The organism is Tepidiforma sp., from assembly GCF_034432735.1.
Taxonomy (GTDB): Bacteria; Chloroflexota; Dehalococcoidia; order Tepidiformales; family Tepidiformaceae; genus Tepidiforma.
In genome coordinates, this window is sequence record NZ_DAOUBJ010000036.1 from 41,076 (window position 1) to 59,992 (window position 18,917).

Annotated in this window: 12 protein-coding genes and 1 tRNA gene; 7 read left to right on the forward strand and 6 right to left on the reverse strand. The window is 65.9% G+C overall.

The features are described from left to right. The first annotated feature begins 6 nt into the window (after window positions 1–6). From VAE53_RS03320 to VAE53_RS03340, 5 genes are all read left to right on the forward strand, one after another. A complete protein-coding gene (locus VAE53_RS03320; RefSeq protein WP_322817943.1) occupies window positions 7–3,381 on the forward strand; it encodes an FtsX-like permease family protein in 3,375 nt (1,124 codons plus the stop codon). Next, window positions 3,382–4,320, forward strand: coding sequence for an ATP-binding cassette domain-containing protein (locus VAE53_RS03325; RefSeq protein WP_322817944.1), 939 nt, complete (start codon window positions 3,382–3,384; stop codon window positions 4,318–4,320). Continuing rightward, window positions 4,317–5,222: an ABC transporter ATP-binding protein gene (locus tag VAE53_RS03330; protein ID WP_322817945.1), complete on the forward strand. Its 906-nt coding sequence runs from the start codon at window positions 4,317–4,319 to the stop codon at window positions 5,220–5,222. The genes VAE53_RS03325 and VAE53_RS03330 overlap by 4 nt, the downstream gene beginning before the upstream one ends. Window positions 5,223–5,332: 110 nt before the next feature. Then, window positions 5,333–6,709 carry a LamG domain-containing protein gene (locus VAE53_RS03335; RefSeq protein ID WP_322817988.1) on the forward strand — a complete coding sequence of 459 codons (1,377 nt, stop codon included), beginning with the start codon at window positions 5,333–5,335 and terminating at the stop codon, window positions 6,707–6,709. A gap of 92 nt (window positions 6,710–6,801) precedes the next feature. Further along, window positions 6,802–10,122 carry an error-prone DNA polymerase gene (locus tag VAE53_RS03340; RefSeq protein ID WP_322817946.1) on the forward strand — a complete coding sequence of 1,107 codons (3,321 nt, stop codon included), beginning with the start codon at window positions 6,802–6,804 and terminating at the stop codon, window positions 10,120–10,122. An 18-nt stretch (window positions 10,123–10,140) separates the two neighbouring features. Here VAE53_RS03340 and VAE53_RS03345 read toward each other — a convergent pair whose 3' ends face one another. Then, complete coding sequence (locus tag VAE53_RS03345; RefSeq protein ID WP_322817947.1) at window positions 10,141–10,551, reverse strand: PaaI family thioesterase; 411 nt, start codon at window positions 10,549–10,551, stop codon at window positions 10,141–10,143. A gap of 130 nt (window positions 10,552–10,681) precedes the next feature. Between VAE53_RS03345 and ribF the strand changes: the two genes are divergently transcribed. Continuing rightward, the gene (gene ribF, locus VAE53_RS03350; protein ID WP_322817948.1) at window positions 10,682–11,620 is read left to right on the forward strand and encodes a riboflavin biosynthesis protein RibF; all 939 of its coding nucleotides are present in this window, start codon (window positions 10,682–10,684) and stop codon (window positions 11,618–11,620) included. A gap of 39 nt (window positions 11,621–11,659) precedes the next feature. Further along, a complete protein-coding gene (tyrS, locus tag VAE53_RS03355) occupies window positions 11,660–12,868 on the forward strand; it encodes a tyrosine--tRNA ligase (RefSeq protein WP_322817949.1) in 1,209 nt (402 codons plus the stop codon). On the opposite strand, the gene VAE53_RS03360 is transcribed toward tyrS, so the two are convergent. From VAE53_RS03360 to nrfD, 5 genes are all read right to left on the reverse strand, one after another. Continuing rightward, the gene (locus VAE53_RS03360; protein ID WP_322817950.1) at window positions 12,865–13,524 is read right to left on the reverse strand and encodes a hypothetical protein; all 660 of its coding nucleotides are present in this window, start codon (window positions 13,522–13,524) and stop codon (window positions 12,865–12,867) included. The genes tyrS and VAE53_RS03360 overlap by 4 nt on opposite strands. 358 nt (window positions 13,525–13,882) lie before the next feature. Continuing rightward, window positions 13,883–14,602 (reverse strand): enoyl-CoA hydratase-related protein, encoded by a 720-nt coding sequence (locus VAE53_RS03365; protein WP_369294018.1) that lies wholly within the window; start codon window positions 14,600–14,602, stop codon window positions 13,883–13,885. A 126-nt stretch (window positions 14,603–14,728) separates the two neighbouring features. Further along, a tRNA-Arg gene (locus VAE53_RS03370) sits at window positions 14,729–14,803 on the reverse strand. Window positions 14,804–15,145: 342 nt separating this feature from the next. Then, the gene (locus VAE53_RS03375; protein ID WP_322817952.1) at window positions 15,146–17,671 is read right to left on the reverse strand and encodes a molybdopterin-dependent oxidoreductase; all 2,526 of its coding nucleotides are present in this window, start codon (window positions 17,669–17,671) and stop codon (window positions 15,146–15,148) included. Continuing rightward, window positions 17,658–18,917 (reverse strand): NrfD/PsrC family molybdoenzyme membrane anchor subunit, encoded by a 1,260-nt coding sequence (gene nrfD, locus VAE53_RS03380; RefSeq protein WP_322817953.1) that lies wholly within the window; start codon window positions 18,915–18,917, stop codon window positions 17,658–17,660. The genes VAE53_RS03375 and nrfD overlap by 14 nt, the downstream gene beginning before the upstream one ends.

Here is an 18,917-nt window from a genome sequence, read left to right on the forward strand (position 1 = left end):
ATGCGAATGGCGCTCGTCGTGCTCTCGATGGTCGTGCGGCGGACGCTTGCACACTGGCGGCTGACCGCGACGGTGGCGATTGGCGTGGTGATGGCAGCGGCGCTGATGGCGAGCGTGGTGCAGTATTCGGATGCTGTGCGCGATCTTGGTCTGCGGCACGCGCTGCGCCAGGCTGCCGTCGACGAGCGCAATGTGCGCGTCGTGATTTCGGGGCGGCCGGCGCTGGACGATTTCCAACGGCGGCGGGAGGCGGTGGACGCGGCATTGGAGCGGTCGTTGGGCGGCGTCCTCGATGGGGTCGTTCGATTCGGGCGCACGGCAACGTTCTACGTGGCCGAGCCGGGCGGTGCGGTACCGGTGGACGAGAATCGCCCTCGGGGTCATTTCCAGTTCGCCGACGAGCTGCTCGGTCATGTGGAGGTGGTGGCGGGCGATTGGCCACAGGCCCCGAGGGCGGGAGGTGGGGCGCTGGAAGTGGGGGTGGCGATCGGGCAGGAGGCTGCGGAGCGGCTCGGGGTTACGATTGGCGATCGTTTCGACCTCTACCCGTTCTGGCGGGACGATGTGGCTCCTGTGCGGGTGGTGGTGCGGGCGATCATCGCGCCGAGGGATCTCGGTGAGCCGTACTGGTACGGGCGGACGGACCGGTTCGCCTTGGATACCTCTTGGGATTCTTATCCGTTCTGGGTGGACGAGTCGGTGGTGGAGGATGTGGTGGCGGGGTATCTCCCGGATATGGACAGCACGTTGGAGACGATGGCGTTCGTCGACGTGGGCGCTATCGATGCGCGAAACGCGAAGGCGGTGGAGAGAAACGTTCGGGCCCTGGGGGTGGGATTGAGGGAAACGATTCCGAACGTGGTGGTCGAGACGCGTCTGAGCGAGGTGCTTTCGACGTACCAATCGAAGCTGTTTTTCACGCGGTTGCCGTTGTTCGCGCTGATGCTGCAGATCGTGGGGATCGCGCTGTACTACCTGGTGATGGTGGCGTCGATGATGGTCGAGCGGCAGCAGGGGGAGATTGCGTTGCTTCGTTCGCGTGGTGGGAGCGCGGGCCAGGTAATTGGGGTGTACGCAATCGAGGGGCTAGCGATCTGTGGGGCTGGGGCGGTGGCGGGGCCGTTCGTGGCGGCGACTGCGATTGGGGTGCTTGGCTTCACGCCGCCGTTTTCGCAGTTGAGCGGGAACGCTGCTTTGGAGGTGCCACTTTCTCGCGGGGCGTTCGGGGCGGCTGCTGGGGGGGCGGCGCTCGCGTTCGTGGCGCTGTTGGTGCCGGCTTGGCGCGCCTCGCGGACGACGACGGTCGATTACAAGCACGGGCTCGCCCGGCCCCGGACGCAACCGCTTTTTCTGCGGTACTACCTGGACTTGGCGCTCGTGGGGGTCGGCGCGTTTCTTTTCTATCAGTTGCGGGAGCGCGGTTCGTTGGTGACGGAGCGGCTTTTCGGGGAGCTGTCTGCGGACCCACTCCTGCTCCTTTCGCCGACGCTTTTCATGGTGATGGTTGCGCTGGTGTTTTTGCGGTTGTTCCCCTTGGCGCTGGGTACGGCTGCATGGGTGGGGAGGCGATGGGAGAGCGCGATCGTGGCGCTGGGGCTGACGCGCATGACGCGAGCTCCTTTGCAGTACAACCGGCTCATCCTGCTGCTGCTCCTGGCGACGGCAGTGGGGATGTTCGCGGCGGGTTACCGGGCGACGCTGGAGCGTGGGTATGACGATCGGGCGAGCTACGAAGCGGGTGCGCCGGTCCGGTTGGGGGATGTCCGGGTGCCGGCGAACGTTCCGGCGGAGGAGTTCACGCGCCGCATCCGGGAGGCGACGGGAGCTGAGGTCGTTGCACCGGTGAGCCGGCTGGGGGGTTCGTACAACCTGTCGGCGTTCCAGGGGGTGAGCATCGAGGTGCTCGGCGTGGAGCCGGAGACGTTCGCGCAGGTGGCCTTCTGGCGGGAGGATTTTGCTCGCGATGACCTGGAGGGGCTATTGGGGCGGCTGCGCCTCGACTTGGGGGGGCGAGTGGAGGGGGTCGAGGTGCCAGCGGGTTCGCGCTGGATTGGGCTGTGGGCGCGCTTTCCGTATGGCCAGAACCAGGCGCGACTCTCGCTGCGTTTGCGGGACTCGGACGGGATGTTGTGGGATTACACGCTGGTTCCGCTGGAACAGGCCGTTTCGAACGAGTGGCGATTTTTCGCGGCGAATCTGTTGGAGCCTTCGCAGGCGCGGTTCGGACAGGGCGGGCGGTACGATCCTTCGAAGCGGAAGCTATTGGATGCGGTATACGTCCGGACGGCGGGCTCGCCGCCGCCGGTGGCGGAGCGCGCGATCGTGTTGGTGGACGACGTGATGGTGAGCTCGGAGGCGGCTTGGCCGGGGGGGCCGGTTGGCGATGGTGGGCCATGGCGGGTTTTCGAGACCTTCGATTCGTTCGGGCGTTACGAGCTGATCACTGGGCAGGCGCTGGGGGACCCGGGGGCAGTCTCGTTCGCGCCAGGGGCGGGGCGTGACGGTGGCGGCGCGGCGAGGATTGCGTTCACCCGCGGTCCGGGGCAGGGGCCGCTCTTTGGCTTCCGGATGGTAAGGCCGGAGGCGGCACTGCCGGTGCTGGCGGAATCGCGGCTGCTGGAGGCGGCCGGCCTCGGGAGTGGTGACGAGCTGACGGTGTACGTGAACCGGCAGTATGTGCGGGCGCGAGTGGTTGGGGCGTTTCGCTATTTTCCGGCGCACGATCCGCGTGGGAGTACGTATCTGCTGGTGGCGGATCTGGCGGCGTTGGGGGAGCTCGGGGCGAGTGTGCCGGGGCTGGCCGATGCGGTGACGCCGAACGAGGCGTGGATGCGTGGGGTGGCTTCGGAAGGGCTGACTCGGGCTGGGCTCCAGGAGCGTGGGGTTCAGGCGGAGGAGGTCGCGGTTCGCGAGGCGATTCGGGCGGAGCAAGGGGCGGATCCGCTGGTTGCGGCGAGTTGGGAGGGGATTCTCTTTCTTTCGTTCGGGGCGGTGGTGCTGCTGACGGGGCTCGGTTTCGCGGTGTACGCGACGATGGCTGCGCAGGCGCGAGCGCTGGAGTTCGCGATTTTGCGGACGATGGGGTTTTCGAGCCGGCAGGTGCTCGGGCTGGTGAGTTTCGAGCAGCTGTTCGTGATCGTGGCCGGGGTGGCTGTGGGGACGGTGCTGGGGCTTCCGCTTGGGCGGTTGATGATCGGGTATCTTGGCGTGACGGAATCTGGTGGCGAACCGGTCCCACCGCTGGTGTCGCAGGTGAGCTGGCAGGCGGTGGTTACGGTGTACCTGGTGTTCGCGGCGGTTTTCGGCGCGACGGTGGCGGGATTGGGTGCGGTGTACTCTCGGCTGGCGCTGCACCGGGCACTCCGGATCGGGGAGGTTTAGATGGAGGGATACCCGTTGGGGGGCTTGGACGGCGAGTTGGACGGGGACGAGCTGTATATTCGGTGCGAGGATCTGTTCAAGATCTACAAGACTGCGAATCTGGAGGTGGTGGCGCTCCGTGGGCTCGATCTGAAGGTGCGGCGGGGGGAGTTCATGGCAATCGTGGGCGCATCGGGGTCGGGGAAATCGACGCTGTTGAATATTCTGGCCGGGCTGGATACGCCGTCGGCGGGGCGGTGCTTGGTAGGGGGGGTGGATCTGCTGACGATGTCGCCTCGGGAGATGGTGCGGTATCGGCGGCGCCAGGTTGGTTTCGTGTGGCAGCAGACGGGGCGCAATCTGGTGCCGTACTTGACGGCGGTGCAGAACGTAGAGGTGCCGATGGTGCTCGCGGGGGTGCCGGCGGGGGAGGCGCGGGAGCGGGCGGTGCGGCTACTGGAGTTGGTGTCGCTGGGGCACCGATTGAATCACCGGCCGGAGATGCTTTCGGGAGGGGAGCAGCAGCGCGTTTCGATCGCGGTGGCGTTGGCGAACGAGCCGCCGCTGTTGCTCGCGGACGAGCCGACGGGCGAGCTCGATTCGGCGGCGGCGGACATGGTGTACGAGGTGTTCCGGACGCTGAACAAGGAGCTGGGGACGACGGTTGTCATCGTGACGCATGACCCGGATATTGCTGCTCGGGTGGACCGGGTGGTGGCGATTCGGGACGGGCGGACGAGCACGGAGATTTTTCGGCGGGTGCGATTCGAGGGGACGGAGGCGCGGGTGGTGCACGAGGAGTATGTGCTGGTGGACGCCGCGGGGCGGCTGCAAATTCCTCGCGAGTACCTGGAGGCGCTCGATATCCGCGAGCGGGCCCGTGTGCTCCTCGGCGAGGGGCGTATCGAGGTGCTGCCGGACGGCACGCGGCGGTTGACGGCAAGGGGTGGGCGCTGGTGAGCGGGGGTGCAACGGTTGAGCTGCGGTCGGTTTCGCGCCGGTTTCGGGCGGGTGGGGAGGAGATCTGGGCGGTGCGGGAGGTTTCGCTGAAGGTTGCTCCGGGCGAGTTCCTGGCGTTGGTCGGGCGTTCTGGTTCGGGGAAGACGACGCTGCTGAACTTGGTGGCGGGGTTGGACAGGCCGACGAGCGGTGAGGTGCTGATCGATGGGCAGCGGGTGGACTGTATGGCCGACCGGGAGCTGGACGCGTTGCGGCGGCACACGGTGGGGTTCATTTTTCAGTCGTTCGGGCTTTTGCCGCTTCTTTCGGCGCGGGAGAATGTGGAGCTGCCGCTGCGCATTGCTGGGCTCGGCTACCGGGAGCGGCGGAAGCGGGTGGAGGAGGCGCTGGCTTTCGTGGGGCTGGGGAAGCGGGCGGAGCATCGGCCGTACGAGCTCTCGGGTGGAGAGCAACAGCGGGTAGCGATTGCGCGGGCACTGGCGGCGCGGCCGCGGTTGATCTTGGCGGACGAGCCGACGGGTGAGCTGGATTCGGCAACGGCTTCTGCGGTTTTCGGGCTGTTGCGCGACCTGGCGCGGGTGGAGGGCATCACGATTATCGCCTGTACGCACGACCGGCTGGTGATGGAGTTGGCGGGGCGAGTCGAGGAGCTGGCGGATGGTCGCCTGGTGACGACGGGGCGGCGGGTGGTGTTGGAGCGGACGTTGGGGAGGGACCGAAGTCCGTTCGTTGCGGCCCGGTCGGCTCCGCCGGGTGAGGCGCCGGCGGCATCGGGGCTGTCGTCGCTGATCGGTGCGGATTATGCTCAGTTTCGGCGGCCGGGCTTGGGTGGTGGAACGGTAGCGGAGGGGGAGGGGACGGGGGAGTCGGATCGTGCTGGCGAGGAGGGGCAGGGGAGTTAGGCCGGCGAAGGGCGGACGAGGCTGACGGGTGTAAGACGGGGACGGGGTCGAAGGTCTTCCGGGTGGCGGCGCCTTGCGCGCTAGCACCCGGGAGGTGGTCTCGATTGGACGTGAGATGGCAACGGCTGGTTGGGAAGGCTGGGGTGGCGCTGGCGGGGGTGATCGCTTTGCTGAGCTCGGCGTGCTGGTTCGGTGGGGGAGGGGGGCCGCCGAAGGCGGTCTGCGTGCCGCCACCAGCGGACCTTGTGGCGTGGTGGACGTTCGACGAGCCGGCGGGGCCGGTGGCCCACGATATTGCGGGCTGGCCGAACGATTTGGTGTTCGGGGGGAATCCGGCAGCGGTGGGGGGAATGGTAGGGGGTGGCTGGAGCATTCCGAACGGGGTTGGAGGGAGCACGCCGGACCAGGGCGATTTGGCGCTGGGGACGGGGAGCTTCACGTTGGAGTTCTGGATTTCGCGCTGGGACCAGCTCTCGAATATTAGCCGCATTCTGGGAAAGCTCGGCGGGGGCAATGTGGGGTACGAGGTGATTTTCGCGAACGGGCAGGTAGGGATGCGGAAGAGCGGGGCGACGGTGTTTCCGTCGCCGTGGAGCGGTGTGGCGTGGAGCACGGGATGGAGGCACGTGGCGGTGACGGTGGACCGCGGTGCCGGCAACGTGGTCCGGTGGTATGTGGATGGGCAGCAGACGGCGCAAGCGCCGGCGACGAACTGGTTCGTTGGTAACCTCGATACGACGGCGCCGGCGTTGGTGGGTGGGCCCCTGAACGACGGTTTTGGGATCGACGAGCTGTCGCTGTATCGGCGGGCGTTGGGGCCGGGCGAAATCCAGGCGATTTACGGGGCGGGAAGCTTGGGGAAGTGCAAGCCGGTGCCGCCGACGCCGACGGCGACGTCGACGACGGGCTCGGCGCTGCTGACGCCTGTTCCGACGGTGGTCGGCCCGAAGGGGACGCCGACGCCGACGGCGACGGCGACGACGGGACCAACGCTGCTGACGCCTGTTCCGACGGTAGTCGGCCCGAAGGGGACGCCGACGCCGACGGTGACGGCGACGTCGGGACCAACGCTGCTGACGCCTGTTCCGACGGTGGTCGGCCCGAAGGGGACGCCGACGCCGACGGCGACCTCGACACCGACGCCCCGGCCGACGTGGACTCCGACCTGGACGCCGACTGCGACGCCTTCAGGGGGGCGGGCGGTTGTCTGTATCCGGAAGTTTTATGACGACAACGGCAATGGGGTGCAGGAGGCGACGGAGCCGTACCTTGGGGGGTGGTCGTTCACGGTGGCGACGTCTTCGACGGTGGCGACGGTGGTGTCGAGCGTGGGGGCAGCGGAATGCGCGGTGGTGCCGGCGCCGGGGTCGGTGACGGTGACGGAGGTGCTGCAGCCGGGCTGGGTGAATACGACGGCGCTTTCGCAAACGGTGACGGTGAGCGCGGGCTCGACGACGACGCTGGTTTTCGGGAACCGCCGACAGTAGGCCGGCGGAGGGGGTGAGGGTGGGGCAAGCTCCACCCTCACCCCTTTTGCTTCCCTCTCCCCTAATGAGAACTTTTGTTCTATTCTGGCGGCGTGGCAGGGTACGCCGAGCTTCACGCGCACTCGTGCTGGTCGCTCCGGGAGGGTGCGAGTACGCCCGATGAGCTGATCGACCGGGCGCTGGCGCTGGGCTATCGGGCGCTGGCGCTGACGGATCACGACAATCTTTATGGGGCGATGGAGTTTGCGCAGGCTGCGAAGGCGCGCGGGCTGAAGGCGATCACGGGGTGCGAGATTACGGTGGTGGCGGGGCGTGGGGACGGGGCGATGGTTCCGTCGCACCTGACGGTGCTGGCGGAGGGTGTGGAGGGGTACCGCAATCTGTGTCGACTGCTGAGCCGTGGATATCGCAGGTTCGGCAAGGATATGCCTCGGATTGTGGAGGAGTGGCTGTTCGAGGAGGGGGAGGGGCTGGTGGTGCTTTCGGGCTGTCGTGAGTCGGCGCTGTCGCGTTTGGCGGCGGTGGGGGACGAGCGGGGGGCGCGGGCGCTGGCGGGGTGTTACCGAGAGGTGTTCGGCGACCGGTTTTACGTGGAGTTGCAGGACCACGATGTCCATGGTGACCGGCGTCGGAACGCGGTGCTCGCGCGGGTGGCGGCTGCGTGTGGTGTGCCGGTGGTGGCGACGAACAATGTGCACTATCACGTGCGGACGCGGCACCGGCTGCACGATGTGCTGGTGGCGGTGCGGCACCGGCTGACGCTGGATACGTCGCATGCGGTGCGGCGGCCGAATTCGGAGTTCTTGTTGAAATCGCCGGAGGAGATGGCGGAGCGGTTCGCTTGGCGCCCTGAGGCGATCGCGAACACGTTGGCGATCGCCGAGCGGTGTGTGTTCGATTTGACGCGCGATCTGCCGTACCGGCTGCCGGATTATGGGGTACCGGAGGGGGCGACGCCGGACAGTTTTTTGCGGGGGATCTGTGAGCGGGCGTTTCGGCGGAAGTATCCGCCGGGCGACCCATATGGGGCGGAGGCTCGGGAGCGGCTGGAGCGGGAGCTGAGGCTGATCGAGAGGCACGGGCTGGCGGGGTTTTTCCTGGTGTATTGGGACATTCTCGAGCTGGTGAACGAGGTGGCGGCGGAGCTGCACGGGCGGGATCGACGGCTGGCGCCGGATGAGCGGCCAGTCGGGCGGGGGCGAGGGTCTTCGGTGAGCTCGATCGTTTGCTATTTGATCGGGCTTTCGCATATCGATCCGGTTCGGAACAAGCTCTACTTGGAGCGGTTCTTGAACGAGGAGCTGCATTCGCTGCCGGATATCGATCTCGATTTTCCGCGGGATATTCGCGATGAGATTCTGCGGCGGATTTACGACCGGTACGGGCCGGAGCATGCTGCGCTGGTGGCGGCTTTTCCGACGTATCGGTTTCGCAGTGCGGTGTTGGATGTGGGGAAGGCGCTGGGCCTGCCGGAGCCGGTTCTGGCGAAGATCAACCGGCTGGCAGGGCCGTTCGCTGATGCGAGGGGGCTCGCGGAGCAGCTGAGGAAGGTTCCGGAGCTGCGGCACTTGGTCGATGCGCCGATCTGGCGCGACCTTGTGGAGCTGGCGGGCCAGGTATCTGGTTTTCCGCGGCACATTGGGCAGCATGTGGGTGGGGTGGTGGTTTCGGCGGAACCGATTTCGTCGGTGGTGCCGGTGGAACCGGCGCGGATGGAGGGCAGGTATGTGTGCCAGTGGGACAAGGATTCGATCGACGATGCGCGGTTCGTGAAGATCGATGTTCTTGCGCTCGGGATGCTGTCAGCGGTAGGGGAGTGTCTCGACATTATCGAGGAGGAGCGGGGGGTGCGGGTGGACCTTGGGCGTATTCCGCACGACCGTCCGGAGATTTACGCGGCGATCCGGGAGGGGGACACGATGGGGGTCTTTCAGATCGAGAGCAGGGCGCAGGTGCAGACGCTGCCGCGGACGCAGCCTCGGAATCTGGACGATCTGGCGGTGCAGGTGGCGATCATCCGGCCTGGTCCGATCGTGGCAGGGGCGTTTCGGCCGTACATGGAGTACCGGGAGCGGCTGGCGCGTGGAGAGGCGATCGAGGTGGACTACGGTCATCCGGAGTTGGCGCCGCTGCTGGAGCATTGTCTGGGGGAAACGCTGGGGCATGTGCTCTATCAGGATCAGGTGTTGCAGATTGCCTGTGCGGTGGCGGGTTTCACGCCGGGGCAGGCGGACCGGCTGCGACGGGCGATGAGCCGGAAGCGTTCGTCGGAGGCGATGCGGGCGCTCGAGGAGGAGTTTCTCGCGGGGGCTGCGCGGATGGGGGTGAGCCGGGAGGCAGCGAAGGTGGCGTTCGAGAAGATGGCGGCGTTCGCTGCGTTCGGTTTTCCGAAGAGTCACGCGGTCGCGTTCGCGCTGCTGGCGTACGAGTCGGCTTGGCTGCGCTATCACTATCCGGCGGAGTATTACTGTGCGCTTTTCGATGCGCAGCCGATGGGCTTCTATCCGGTGGAGGTTTTGGCGCAGGATGCGGAGCGTCACGGGATTCGGGTGTTGCCGCCGTGCGTGAACCGGTCGCGGGCGGGGGCGTGGCCGGAGGAGGGGAATGTGCGGCTGGGGTTGCAGCAGGTGAGCGGAATCGGTGGTGGGTGGCAGGACTGGCGGCGGCACCGGGGTCGCGCGGGGTATCGGCCGTTGCCGGAACGGGTGGTGGCGGAGCGCGAGGCGAACGGGCCGTATCGTTCGCTGCGGGACCTGTTGGTGCGGACGGCGATGACGCGGGAGCAGGCGGAGGTGCTCATTCGGGCCGGGGCGTTGGATGTGTTCGGGCTCGAACGGCGGGAGCTGCTCTGGCAGCTGGGGCTGCTGACGGAGGCGCGGATGTCGCAACCGCCCGCTCGACAGGCGGCTGCGCCGGTTCGGCAGTTGGCTCTGGCGTTGCCGACGGAGCAGGATATGGCGTGCCTGCCGCCGTTGCCGGCATGGGAGGAGCTGGCGTGGGATTATGAACGGCTTGGGCTGAGCCCGGGCCGGCACCCGATGGCGCTCGTTCGGCCGCTTTTGCACGAGGGGCTGGTGACGAGTCGCCATCTCGGTGGGGTGGGAAATTCGAATCGGCTGCCGCAGGGGATGGTGGTCGAGATGGCGGGGATGGTGGTGACGCGGCAGCGGCCGGTGACGGCGAGCGGGGTGATGTTCATGCTGCTGGAGGACGAGTTCGGGCTCGCGAATGTGGTGATCCATCGGGGCTTGCAGGAGCGACAGGCGGCGCTGGTCCGGATGGAGCCGTTCGTGATCGTGCGGGGGAGGGTGGATAACGAGCAGAGCGGGTTTCCGAATATCGTGGCGGAGTCGTTCCGGCGCTGTCCGCTGCCGGGTTTTATTGCGCGGCTGGAATCGCACGATTTTGGGTGAGCGGGGCGGGGCTGGGGGTCAGGGGTCGAGGACGATCTGGGTTTGGGTGACCTGGGCGATGAGGCGGCCTTCGGGGTTGCGGATGGTGGTTTGCCAGGTTTGGGTGCGGCGGCCGCGATGGAGGGGGATGCATTCGGCGGTGATGATGGTTCCGACGAGGCCGGGTGCGAAGAAGTTGGTTTTGGATTCGATGGTGGTGGTGCCGGCGCCCTCGGGGAGGTTGAGCACGGTGCCGACCGCGCCGAGGGTATCGGCGAAGGCCATGATGGCACCGCCGTGGAGGATGCCGGGCACGGTGCAGAGTTCGTCGCGGACGGTGAGCTCTGCGGTGACCCGCTCGGGGGTGGCGGCGGTGAGGCGGATACCGAGGAGGCCGGGGAAGAATGGCTGGATGCGCTGCTGAAGGGAGGCGAGGGTGTTGTCGGTCACGAGTGGGGAGCTACCTCCGGGGTGTTGGTTCTAGTTTGCACGATTCGGCTGGGTGGAGGTGGGCGATCTCTTGGTTCTCTGGGGCGGCGAGCACTGCCGGGAAGCGGCTGCCGGAGTAGGATGGTGGGCGATGACGTTGCCTTCGTTCACGCGGGCACAGCTGGTTGCTGGGGCGCCGGGCCCGGAGACGGCGCTGACTATCGGGGTGCTCGACGGGGTACACCGTGGTCACCAGTGGCTTTTGGGGCGTTTGCGCGACGAGGCCCGGCGACGGGCGCTTTCGCCGGGTGTGGTGACGCTTCACCCGCACCCGATTACGGTGTTGCGACCGGATGTGCCGCCGAGCTATCTCACGTCGCTGGAGGACCGGATGGAGCTGATCCGGGCGGCGGGGGCCGACTGGGTGATTCCGCTGACGTTCACGAGCGAGGTTTCGGAGGTGACGGCGGAGGAGCTGGCGCGGGCGTTCGTGGAGCTGTTGCGGATGCGGCTGATGGTGCTGGGGCCTGATGCGGCGTTCGGTCGGGGAGCGCCGAAGGATACGGTGGAGCGGATGCGGCGGCTGGGGGCCGAGCTCGGTTTCGAGGTGGTGCAGGTGGAGCCGCTGATGCATGACCATGAGCGTTTCAGTTCGACGGCGGTGCGGGCTGCGCTGGCGGCGGGTGATATGCGCCGGGTAACGAGTTTGCTCGGGCGGCCGTACCGGCTTTCGGGGCCGGTGGTTCGTGGATTCGAGCGGGGGCGGACGATCGGGTTTCCGACGGCGAATATTTCGGTTGCGGCGGACCGGGCGCTGCCGGCGCTGGGGGTGTACGCGACGTGGGCGAGTGTGGCGGGCTATCGGTTGATGGGTGCGACGAACATTGGACGGCGGCCGACGTTCGACGCGGGGCATGTTTCGATCGAGACGTACTTGCTGGACTTCGAGGGCGATATTTATGGGGAGCGGATGGACCTGGAGGTGGTGGCGCGGATTCGTGGGGAGGTGAAGTTCGCTTCGGCCGATGCTCTGAAGGCGCAAATCGCGGAAGATGTCGGGGAGGCGCGGCGCTTGCTTGGGAGCGCGTGAGCTTCGGACGACTGAGCACGTGGTGATGGGACGGGCCGCATGACGAGGACGATGGCTCCGGTGGATGAGCAGCTTGCGGTTCTGATGAGCGGCGTGGACTATGGCGACCCGCTGCTGAGGCAGCAGATGGAGCGCGAGCTGCGGGAACGGCTGGAGGAGGACCGGCCGCTTCGGGTTTATTTGGGTGTGGATCCGACGGCGAGTTCGCTGACGCTGGGGCATTGTGTGCCGTTGCGGAAGTTGCGGCAGTTCCAGCAGTTCGGGCACCACTGCATTTTTTTGATCGGGGATTACACGGCGCTGGTGGGCGATCCGAGCGATAAGAACAAGCTGCGGCCGATGCTGACTCCGGAGCAGATTGCGGCGAACGAATCGAGTTATTTCGAGCAGGCGGCTCGGATTCTGGATTCGGGGAAGACGGAGGTCCGCCACAATTCGGAGTGGCTCGGGAAGCTGATGCTGCCCGACGTTATTCGGCTGATGTCGAAGTTCACTGCGGCGGAGATGCTGCGGCGGGAGAATTTTCGGCTGCGCTGGGAGGCGGGCGATGCGATTTACCTGCACGAGTTTCTCTATGCGCTGATGCAGGGGTATGACGCGTACGCGCTGGAGTGCGACGTTCAGGTCGGGGGGACGGACCAGCTGTTCAATCTGATGGCTGGCCGGAAGATTCAGGAGGATGCGGGTCAACGCCCGCATGTGCCGGTGACGGTGCCGATCTTGGTGGGGCTCGATGGGAAGGAGCGGATGTCGAAGTCGAAGGGCAACCATATCGGCGTCGACGATCCGCCGGAGGTCCAGTTCGGGAAGGTGATGTCGATTCCGGACGAGGTGATGGGGCAGTATTTCCGGCTGGGGACGAATCTGCATCCGGCGGAGGTTGAGGCGATTTTGGGGAGGATGCGGGATGGCGAGGCGAGCCCGATGGAGACGAAGAAGCTCTTGGCGCGGACGATCGTTGCGGAGTTTTGGGGTGAGGAGGCGGCCGAGCGGGCGCAGGAGCATTTCGAGCGAACGGTGCAGCGGAAGGAGCTCCCGGATGATATGCCGGAGTACCGGGTGCACGAGGGGGAGCTGCTGCTGGATGTGGTGGTGGGCGCTGGGGCGGCGCCTTCGAAGCGGGAGGCGCGGCGGCTGTTCGAGCAGCGGGCGGTGACGGTCGACGGGCTGGTGATGGAGCCGACGACGCCGGCGCGGCCCGGGGCGGTGGTGCAGGTGGGGAAGCGCCGCTGGATCCGGTTGGTTTAGGCGATCGGGCTGCTCGAGCCGGTGGCCTGCCGCCGGCGGAGGGCGAGGGCAACGAGGAGCAGGCCGACGAGGACGATGAGGCCGCCGATGGCGATCCCGGCGATGGCGAATCCGCGCTGGTAGCGGAATTTGGTTCCAAATTCGATTTGGACTTGAAGGCCGGGCTGTCCATCGGCCCGGAGGATGGCGAAGAGGTAGTCGCCATCGACTGCCTGCCAGGTGAGTTGGACGGGGGCGTCGCCGCTTTGGGCGACGAGCCAGGGGATGGATTCGGTCGGCGGGGCGGCTGCGGGGGCCGAACCGACTGCCGTCCGGCGCGCTTCGAACGGGTCGTAACGGATGGTGTCGAGGACTTCGTGGCGGACGGGTCCGAGGTAGGCTTCGACGGCCTGGCGTGGGGCGATGCCGAGGAAGAGGCCCCGGCCTTGGAGGGCTTGGATGCGGACGGTGATGGAGTTGTTGCGGATTCCGGCGTCGCTGCCAGCGAGCTCTTTGGTGGACCCGACGAAGCCGACGGTGGAGGTGGTGAGCTGGGCGGTGCCGCTGAGGAGGTAGTCGTCCTGATCGAGGGAGCGGAGGGACGCGAAGCCGGAGGCGGCACATGCGGCGCCCGCGATGATCCCGAGGAGGCCAAGGAGGAGTACGAGGATACGCACGGCCTGCCTTCATGCTAGGGAGGGTGGGTGCTGTCGGCGAGCCAGTGAGGTGGCCGGGGGCGGAATGGACGAGGGTGTGGAGTGGGCGTGCAGGGGTGCGGGGCTCCCGCGAGGGAAGTCGGCCGAGGGGAGCGCGATGCGGCTCTCGCGAGGCACGGGCTGGGGGCTGCGGGGGAGGCTGGGGCGGTTCCGGGGGGCCGTCGGGCCCGTCGCGGTGGATGGGCGAGATGCCGGGCAGGGTGCCGCGCCGGTTTCGGGTCGGGGGCGCCCGCTGTCGTTCTCGGCCCGCATCGGGGAGAGGGTGATGCTGGGGCCGCTAGGGGAACGATGGTGTCGGTGTGTGAAGTTGGTGGTGGCCTTAGCGGTTGCGCCAGGCGGGAGGCCGCTTTTCGAGGAAGGAGCGCATGCCTTCCTGGGCATCTTCGGATTGGGAGGCGGCGGCCATGAGTTCGACGGCGTAGGCGTAGGCGTCGTGCTGGCTCATTTCGACCTGGGTGTAGAAGCCGAGCTTGCCGACTCCTTTGGAGAATGGGGAGCCGCGGGTGGCTCGCTGGAGGAGGTCGAGGGTGGCCGATTCGAGGAGTTCGGCTGGGACGACGCGGTTGACGAGGCCCCATTGGAGGGCGGTGTGGGCATCGATGGTGTCGCCGGTGAGGGCCAGTTCGAGCGCGTGTTTGCGGGAGATGCTGCGGCTGACGGCGACGAGTGGGGTATGGCAGAACCAGCCGCCTTTTCCGCCGGGGGTTGCGAAGGCGGCCTCTTCGGAGGCGACGGCGAGGTCGCAGGTGGCGACGAGCTGGCAACCGGCGGCTGTGGCGAGCCCGTGGACGCGGGCGACGACGACCTGGGGGATGCGTTGCATGGTTTCCATCAGGTCGGTGCACGTCCAGAGGAGTTCGCGCATTTCTTTGAGGCTGGCGCCAGCCATTTCGGAGAAGTCGTGTCCGGCGGAGAAGACGGGGCCATTTCCTGCGAGGATGACGCCAAGGGCGTCGGATTCGCCGGCCTGGCGGAAGGCGTCGCGCAGTTCGCGGAGGTGGCCGAGGGAGAGGGCGTTCCGCCGCTCGGGGCGGTTCATGGTGATGGTGATGTAGGGGCCCTGGCGGTCGACGAGGATGTGTTGGTAGGACACGGAGGGGACCTCCCGACGGATTGGACGCATGATAGTGCGAGTGCCCGAGTGGGAGGCAAGCGGCGAGGAAGGTGGTACCCCCGGCAGGAATCGAACCTGCGCACATGGTTTAGGAAACCACTGCTCTATCCGCTGAGCTACGGGGGCTTGCTGGTCTGGGGTTTCAGTTTCGCACGTAGGGGGTGATGGTGGAACTGGATTCGGGGTTCGGGCGGGAGGCTGGCGGGGCGGCAGCGGAGTAAATCAGATGAGTCGCGGAGTGACGAGGCGGGCGGCAGGAGAACCGTGGCGGGCGCAGGGCTCTCGCGGATGGGGTGGGTTTCGGGCGAGGGGTGCGCGCTCCGCAATCGCTTCGGTAGGACCTACGGGTGGTTCTCGATACGTGCATTATCCGCGCACCCGACGAGGCGCCGGCGGCGTGGGGGTTCGCGGGGTGGCGCGTCGACGGCGGTGAGGGGGATGCGGGGGGCCGTTTGGGCCCCCCGGGGACTATGCTTTCCGGAGCCGGACGCAGGCCTCTTTGTGGAGAGCCATTCCTGAGAGCGGGTCTGCTTTGGTGGGGCGGAGGTTGCTATCGGAGGTGCCGCGTCCTTTGGCGTTGGAGCCGAGGGCCCAATGGCCGAAGCCATGCTGGAGTCCGACGACCTCCGGGTGCATGCGCCGGGAGACTTTGACTTTTGCGGTGGTGGAGCCATAGGGCGACTCGACGATGACGTCGTCTCCATCGGCGACGCCGAATCTTCGGGCGGTGTCGGGATGGATGATGAGGGGGTTGTGGTCCTTCAATTCGAGGAGCCACGGGTTATTGAAGGTGCGGGTGTGGGTATGGCTCGCTTCTTTCCAGTTGACGAGGTAGAGGGGGTACTCGTCGTCGGGCTGCCAGTCACGCGGTACGTAGACGGGCAAGGGGTCGACGGGTTTACCGGCCGCGTCGATCTTTCCGATGACCGATTTTGCGTAGAATTCGACTTTGCGGCTCGGTGTTCCGAAGCCTTTGACTGCTTTGCCATTTTGAACGACGCCGATCGGTTTTCCGCCGGCGGCTTTATCTTTGTCGTAGATGACGGTGCCATCGGCGGTGGGGTCGCCATCGAAGTAGGCAGATGCGAGGACATCGGGTGATAGTGGCTCGGCGAATTTTTGGTATTTCGTTCCTTTTTTATCGACCCAGACAGCGCCAGGGAGGCGCTTCATTTCTTCGAGGGTAAGTCCGGGGCTGCCGTTCTTGAGCTCCTTGGAGAGTTGCTCTTCGTACCATTCGGTGAGGTCTTCGATCGGCTTACCCGACAGCGCTCCGATTCGGAAGAACTCTTTGCCGGACTTGTCTTTCAGGCCGAGCCGCCGGCCTAGGGCTGCGACGATTTCGTATTCGGCGGGTTGACCGAAAAGGGGCTTGACGACGGGCTGGCGAAGGCTGACGACGGGCCAGGTGACCCAGTGGCCGTTGATGTCGTAGCGTTCGAGGTAGACGGTGCCGGGGAGGACGTAGTCGGCCATCATCGCGGTTTCGCTCATCATGGTGTCGATGACGACGACGGTTTCGAGTTTGGCAAGTGCTTTGGCGACGGTATTTGACCCCGGGACCGACATCATGACGTTTTGAAAGACGATGACGGCCATTTTCGGCAAGTAGGGCCGACCCTCGAGGATATTCTCGAAGGCTTGTGTGTAGATTCCGGAACTGTGACGGAATGGGTATGTGTGCCCGTCCTTGCTTCGCCAATCGATGCGTTCGTTCTTGAGTGTTTCAGCGGCGGTTTCGTCGGGTTCGGCGGGTGTCCATTTTCCACCGCCGCGGCTAGGGATGATCATGCCGCCTGGCTTATCGATGGTACCGATGAGGGCATTGAGGAGGGCGATGGCTCGGCCCCCTTGGACTCCGTTGGAGTGCTGGCCTGGACCGCTCCAGCAATCGACGAGAGCGGGTTTGGTGGTTGCGAGCTCTTTGGCGAGGCGTTCGGTTTTAGCGGCTGGGATGGAGGTGATGCCTTCGGCCCACTCGGGCGTTTTGTCGCGGACGTAGGCGGCGAATTCTGCGAAGCCGACTGTCCAATTCTTTACGAATTCTTCATCGTAGAGGTTGTCGCGGATGATGACGTGAGCGAGGGCGAGGGCGAATGCGCCATCTGTGCCGGGACGGATAGGAACCCATTCCTGGGCTTTGGCGGCGGTGTCGGAGAGGTAGGGGTCGACGACGACCATTTTGGCTCCCCGCTCGATAGCTCGGGTGATGATGCGGGGGAGGTGGACCCACTTGATGGCGGAGGTGGGGTTCCAGCCGAAGAGCATGATGTACTTGGACTGGATGAAATCGGCGAGGGGGCGATCGTGACCCATGGCGAGGGTGAACGATGCCTTACGTGAGACGTCGCAGAGGTTGGAGTGATTGGAGTAGTTGGGCGTACCGAACAGCGTGCAGAAGTCCTGTTGCGGGTGCGTGAACGAGTGGTCTTCGCTGAACCAGAGGAGCTTGTGGGCTTCTTGGGCGTCGCGGAGGGCCTTCATTTTGGCGGCGATTTCGTCGAGCGCCTGGTCCCAGGAGATTTCCTGCCACTTTGGATCGGCGCCGATGGATTTATCGGGGTTGGTGCGTTTGAGGGGGGTTTTCACTCGTTCAGGGTCGTAGAGGGCCATGATGCCGGCGTTGCCTTTGGGGCAGATGACGGCTCCTTCTTTGCAACCGGCTTCGTCGGTGTAGCCATCGAACCAGTCAGTGGAGATGTTGGTGTAGTTGTTGGGGTTCCAGTGGTTGGGCTCGATTTTTTCGACGATGCCATCGACGACGTGGACGTTGATGCCGCACTGGCCGCCGCACATGTTGCAGGCGGAGGGGATCCACGTCCCGGCCGTCCGGCCCCATTTTTCGAGGCCGGCGGCGTTGGCTTTTATCGCGTGCTCGCCGGAGCGAGTGCCTACGCCGGAAACGGCTGCGGCGGCTGCGACTCCGGCGGCGGCGCCACCGCCGAGTTTGAACAGGCGCCGACGACCGATCTTTTTTGCGTCAGGCTGAGACATGGGAGACCTCCTCGTTGCTGGTTTCTTGGCCGCGCGGGAGTAGCCATTCGCCGAGTCCGAAGAGCAGGAGCCCGATGCCGACGATGCCTGCGGAGAACAGGAACTCCATGACGCTTGGGACGTAGTCGGTCGAAACGCGGTCGGAGCTGATTGCCTCGGTGAGGCCGGCGAGCTGCTCATCGGCCAGGCCGGGGATGACGATGTTGAGGCGCAAGGCGAGGAAGCCGACGGTGATCATTCCGCAGGCGAGTGCAACGGCTGCTGGGTTTTTCTTGGTTTGCGGGAGGAGGAGGATTGCTATGGGGACGATGGTGCCGAGGCCGAGCTGCCAGATCCAGAATACCCACCAGTAGGGCCCGCCATAGATGAGCCTGAGGTTCGATACTCTGGCGGGTTCGTTGCCGTAGAAGCCGACAAGTATCTCGGAGATCTCGAGCAGGAGGTCGATGGCGAGGAGGACCAGTACGAGCGAGCCGAGTGCAAGCACGGTGTCGCGGTTCTTGCGAAGGCCTTCCTGGAATACGGCACTGACGAGGACGAGGAGAGCACCTCCGCTGGCGAGGGCGGAGACAAGGAAGAGGATGGGGAATAGGCCGCCGTGCCAAGCGGGCCGGGCAGAAACCACCCCGAAGAGGGCGCCAACTCCGCCGTGGAACATGATCGCGAGGGGGACTCCGATGGTGGCGAGTACGCGGACGATCTGGCGGTCACTTGCGAGGGTCTCGGGGGATTCGTCGCGGCTGCCGAAGACGAGCACTCTGTAGATTTTGGCCTTCCAGCCTGGACCTTTGGAGGCCCTGACGAGATCGTGGCGAAGGACGAACCACAGTTCGAGCATGAGCAGTGCGAAATAGGCGCTGTAGAGCCAGATCATCCAAGCCATGGGTGATCGGAAGTTGGGGTAGACGAAGACGTGCCATGCTCGGAAGGGATGACCGAGGTCAGCGGAGATCGATAGGAGAGCGAGGAGAAGGGTAACGACGGCGGAGTACAGTGCGAGGCGTCCGATCGGCTCGAATCGCTGGATCCGGAAGACGTAGACGAGCGACGATACGAGGAACGATCCGGCGCTGAGACCGATGAAGTAGATGTAGACGGACACCCACAGGCCCCAGGGGACGACGCTGCCGTAATTTGCGTTTTTGTCGGCGTTGACGAATCGGTCGATCCATGCCCATGAACCGGCGAGAACGAGCGCGACGCCGATTGTCCAGAATGCGGTTTTGAGCGTTTTGGCGGACAGCAT

Bases quoted from the DNA above. Each gene is read 5' to 3' on its own strand.
- VAE53_RS03320 (WP_322817943.1), top strand. From the start codon at position 7: ATGGCGCTCGTCGTGCTCTCGATGGTCGTGCGGCGGACGCTTGCACAC.
- ribF (WP_322817948.1), top strand. From the start codon at position 10,682: ATGACGTTGCCTTCGTTCACGCGGGCACAGCTGGTTGCTGGGGCGCCG.
- VAE53_RS03365 (WP_369294018.1), bottom strand. From the start codon at position 14,602: ATGAACCGCCCCGAGCGGCGGAACGCCCTCTCCCTCGGCCACCTCCGC.
- VAE53_RS03325 (WP_322817944.1), top strand. From the start codon at position 3,382: ATGGAGGGATACCCGTTGGGGGGCTTGGACGGCGAGTTGGACGGGGAC.
- tyrS (WP_322817949.1), top strand. From the start codon at position 11,660: ATGACGAGGACGATGGCTCCGGTGGATGAGCAGCTTGCGGTTCTGATG.
- nrfD (WP_322817953.1), bottom strand. From the start codon at position 18,917: ATGCTGTCCGCCAAAACGCTCAAAACCGCATTCTGGACAATCGGCGTC.
- VAE53_RS03375 (WP_322817952.1), bottom strand. From the start codon at position 17,671: ATGTCTCAGCCTGACGCAAAAAAGATCGGTCGTCGGCGCCTGTTCAAA.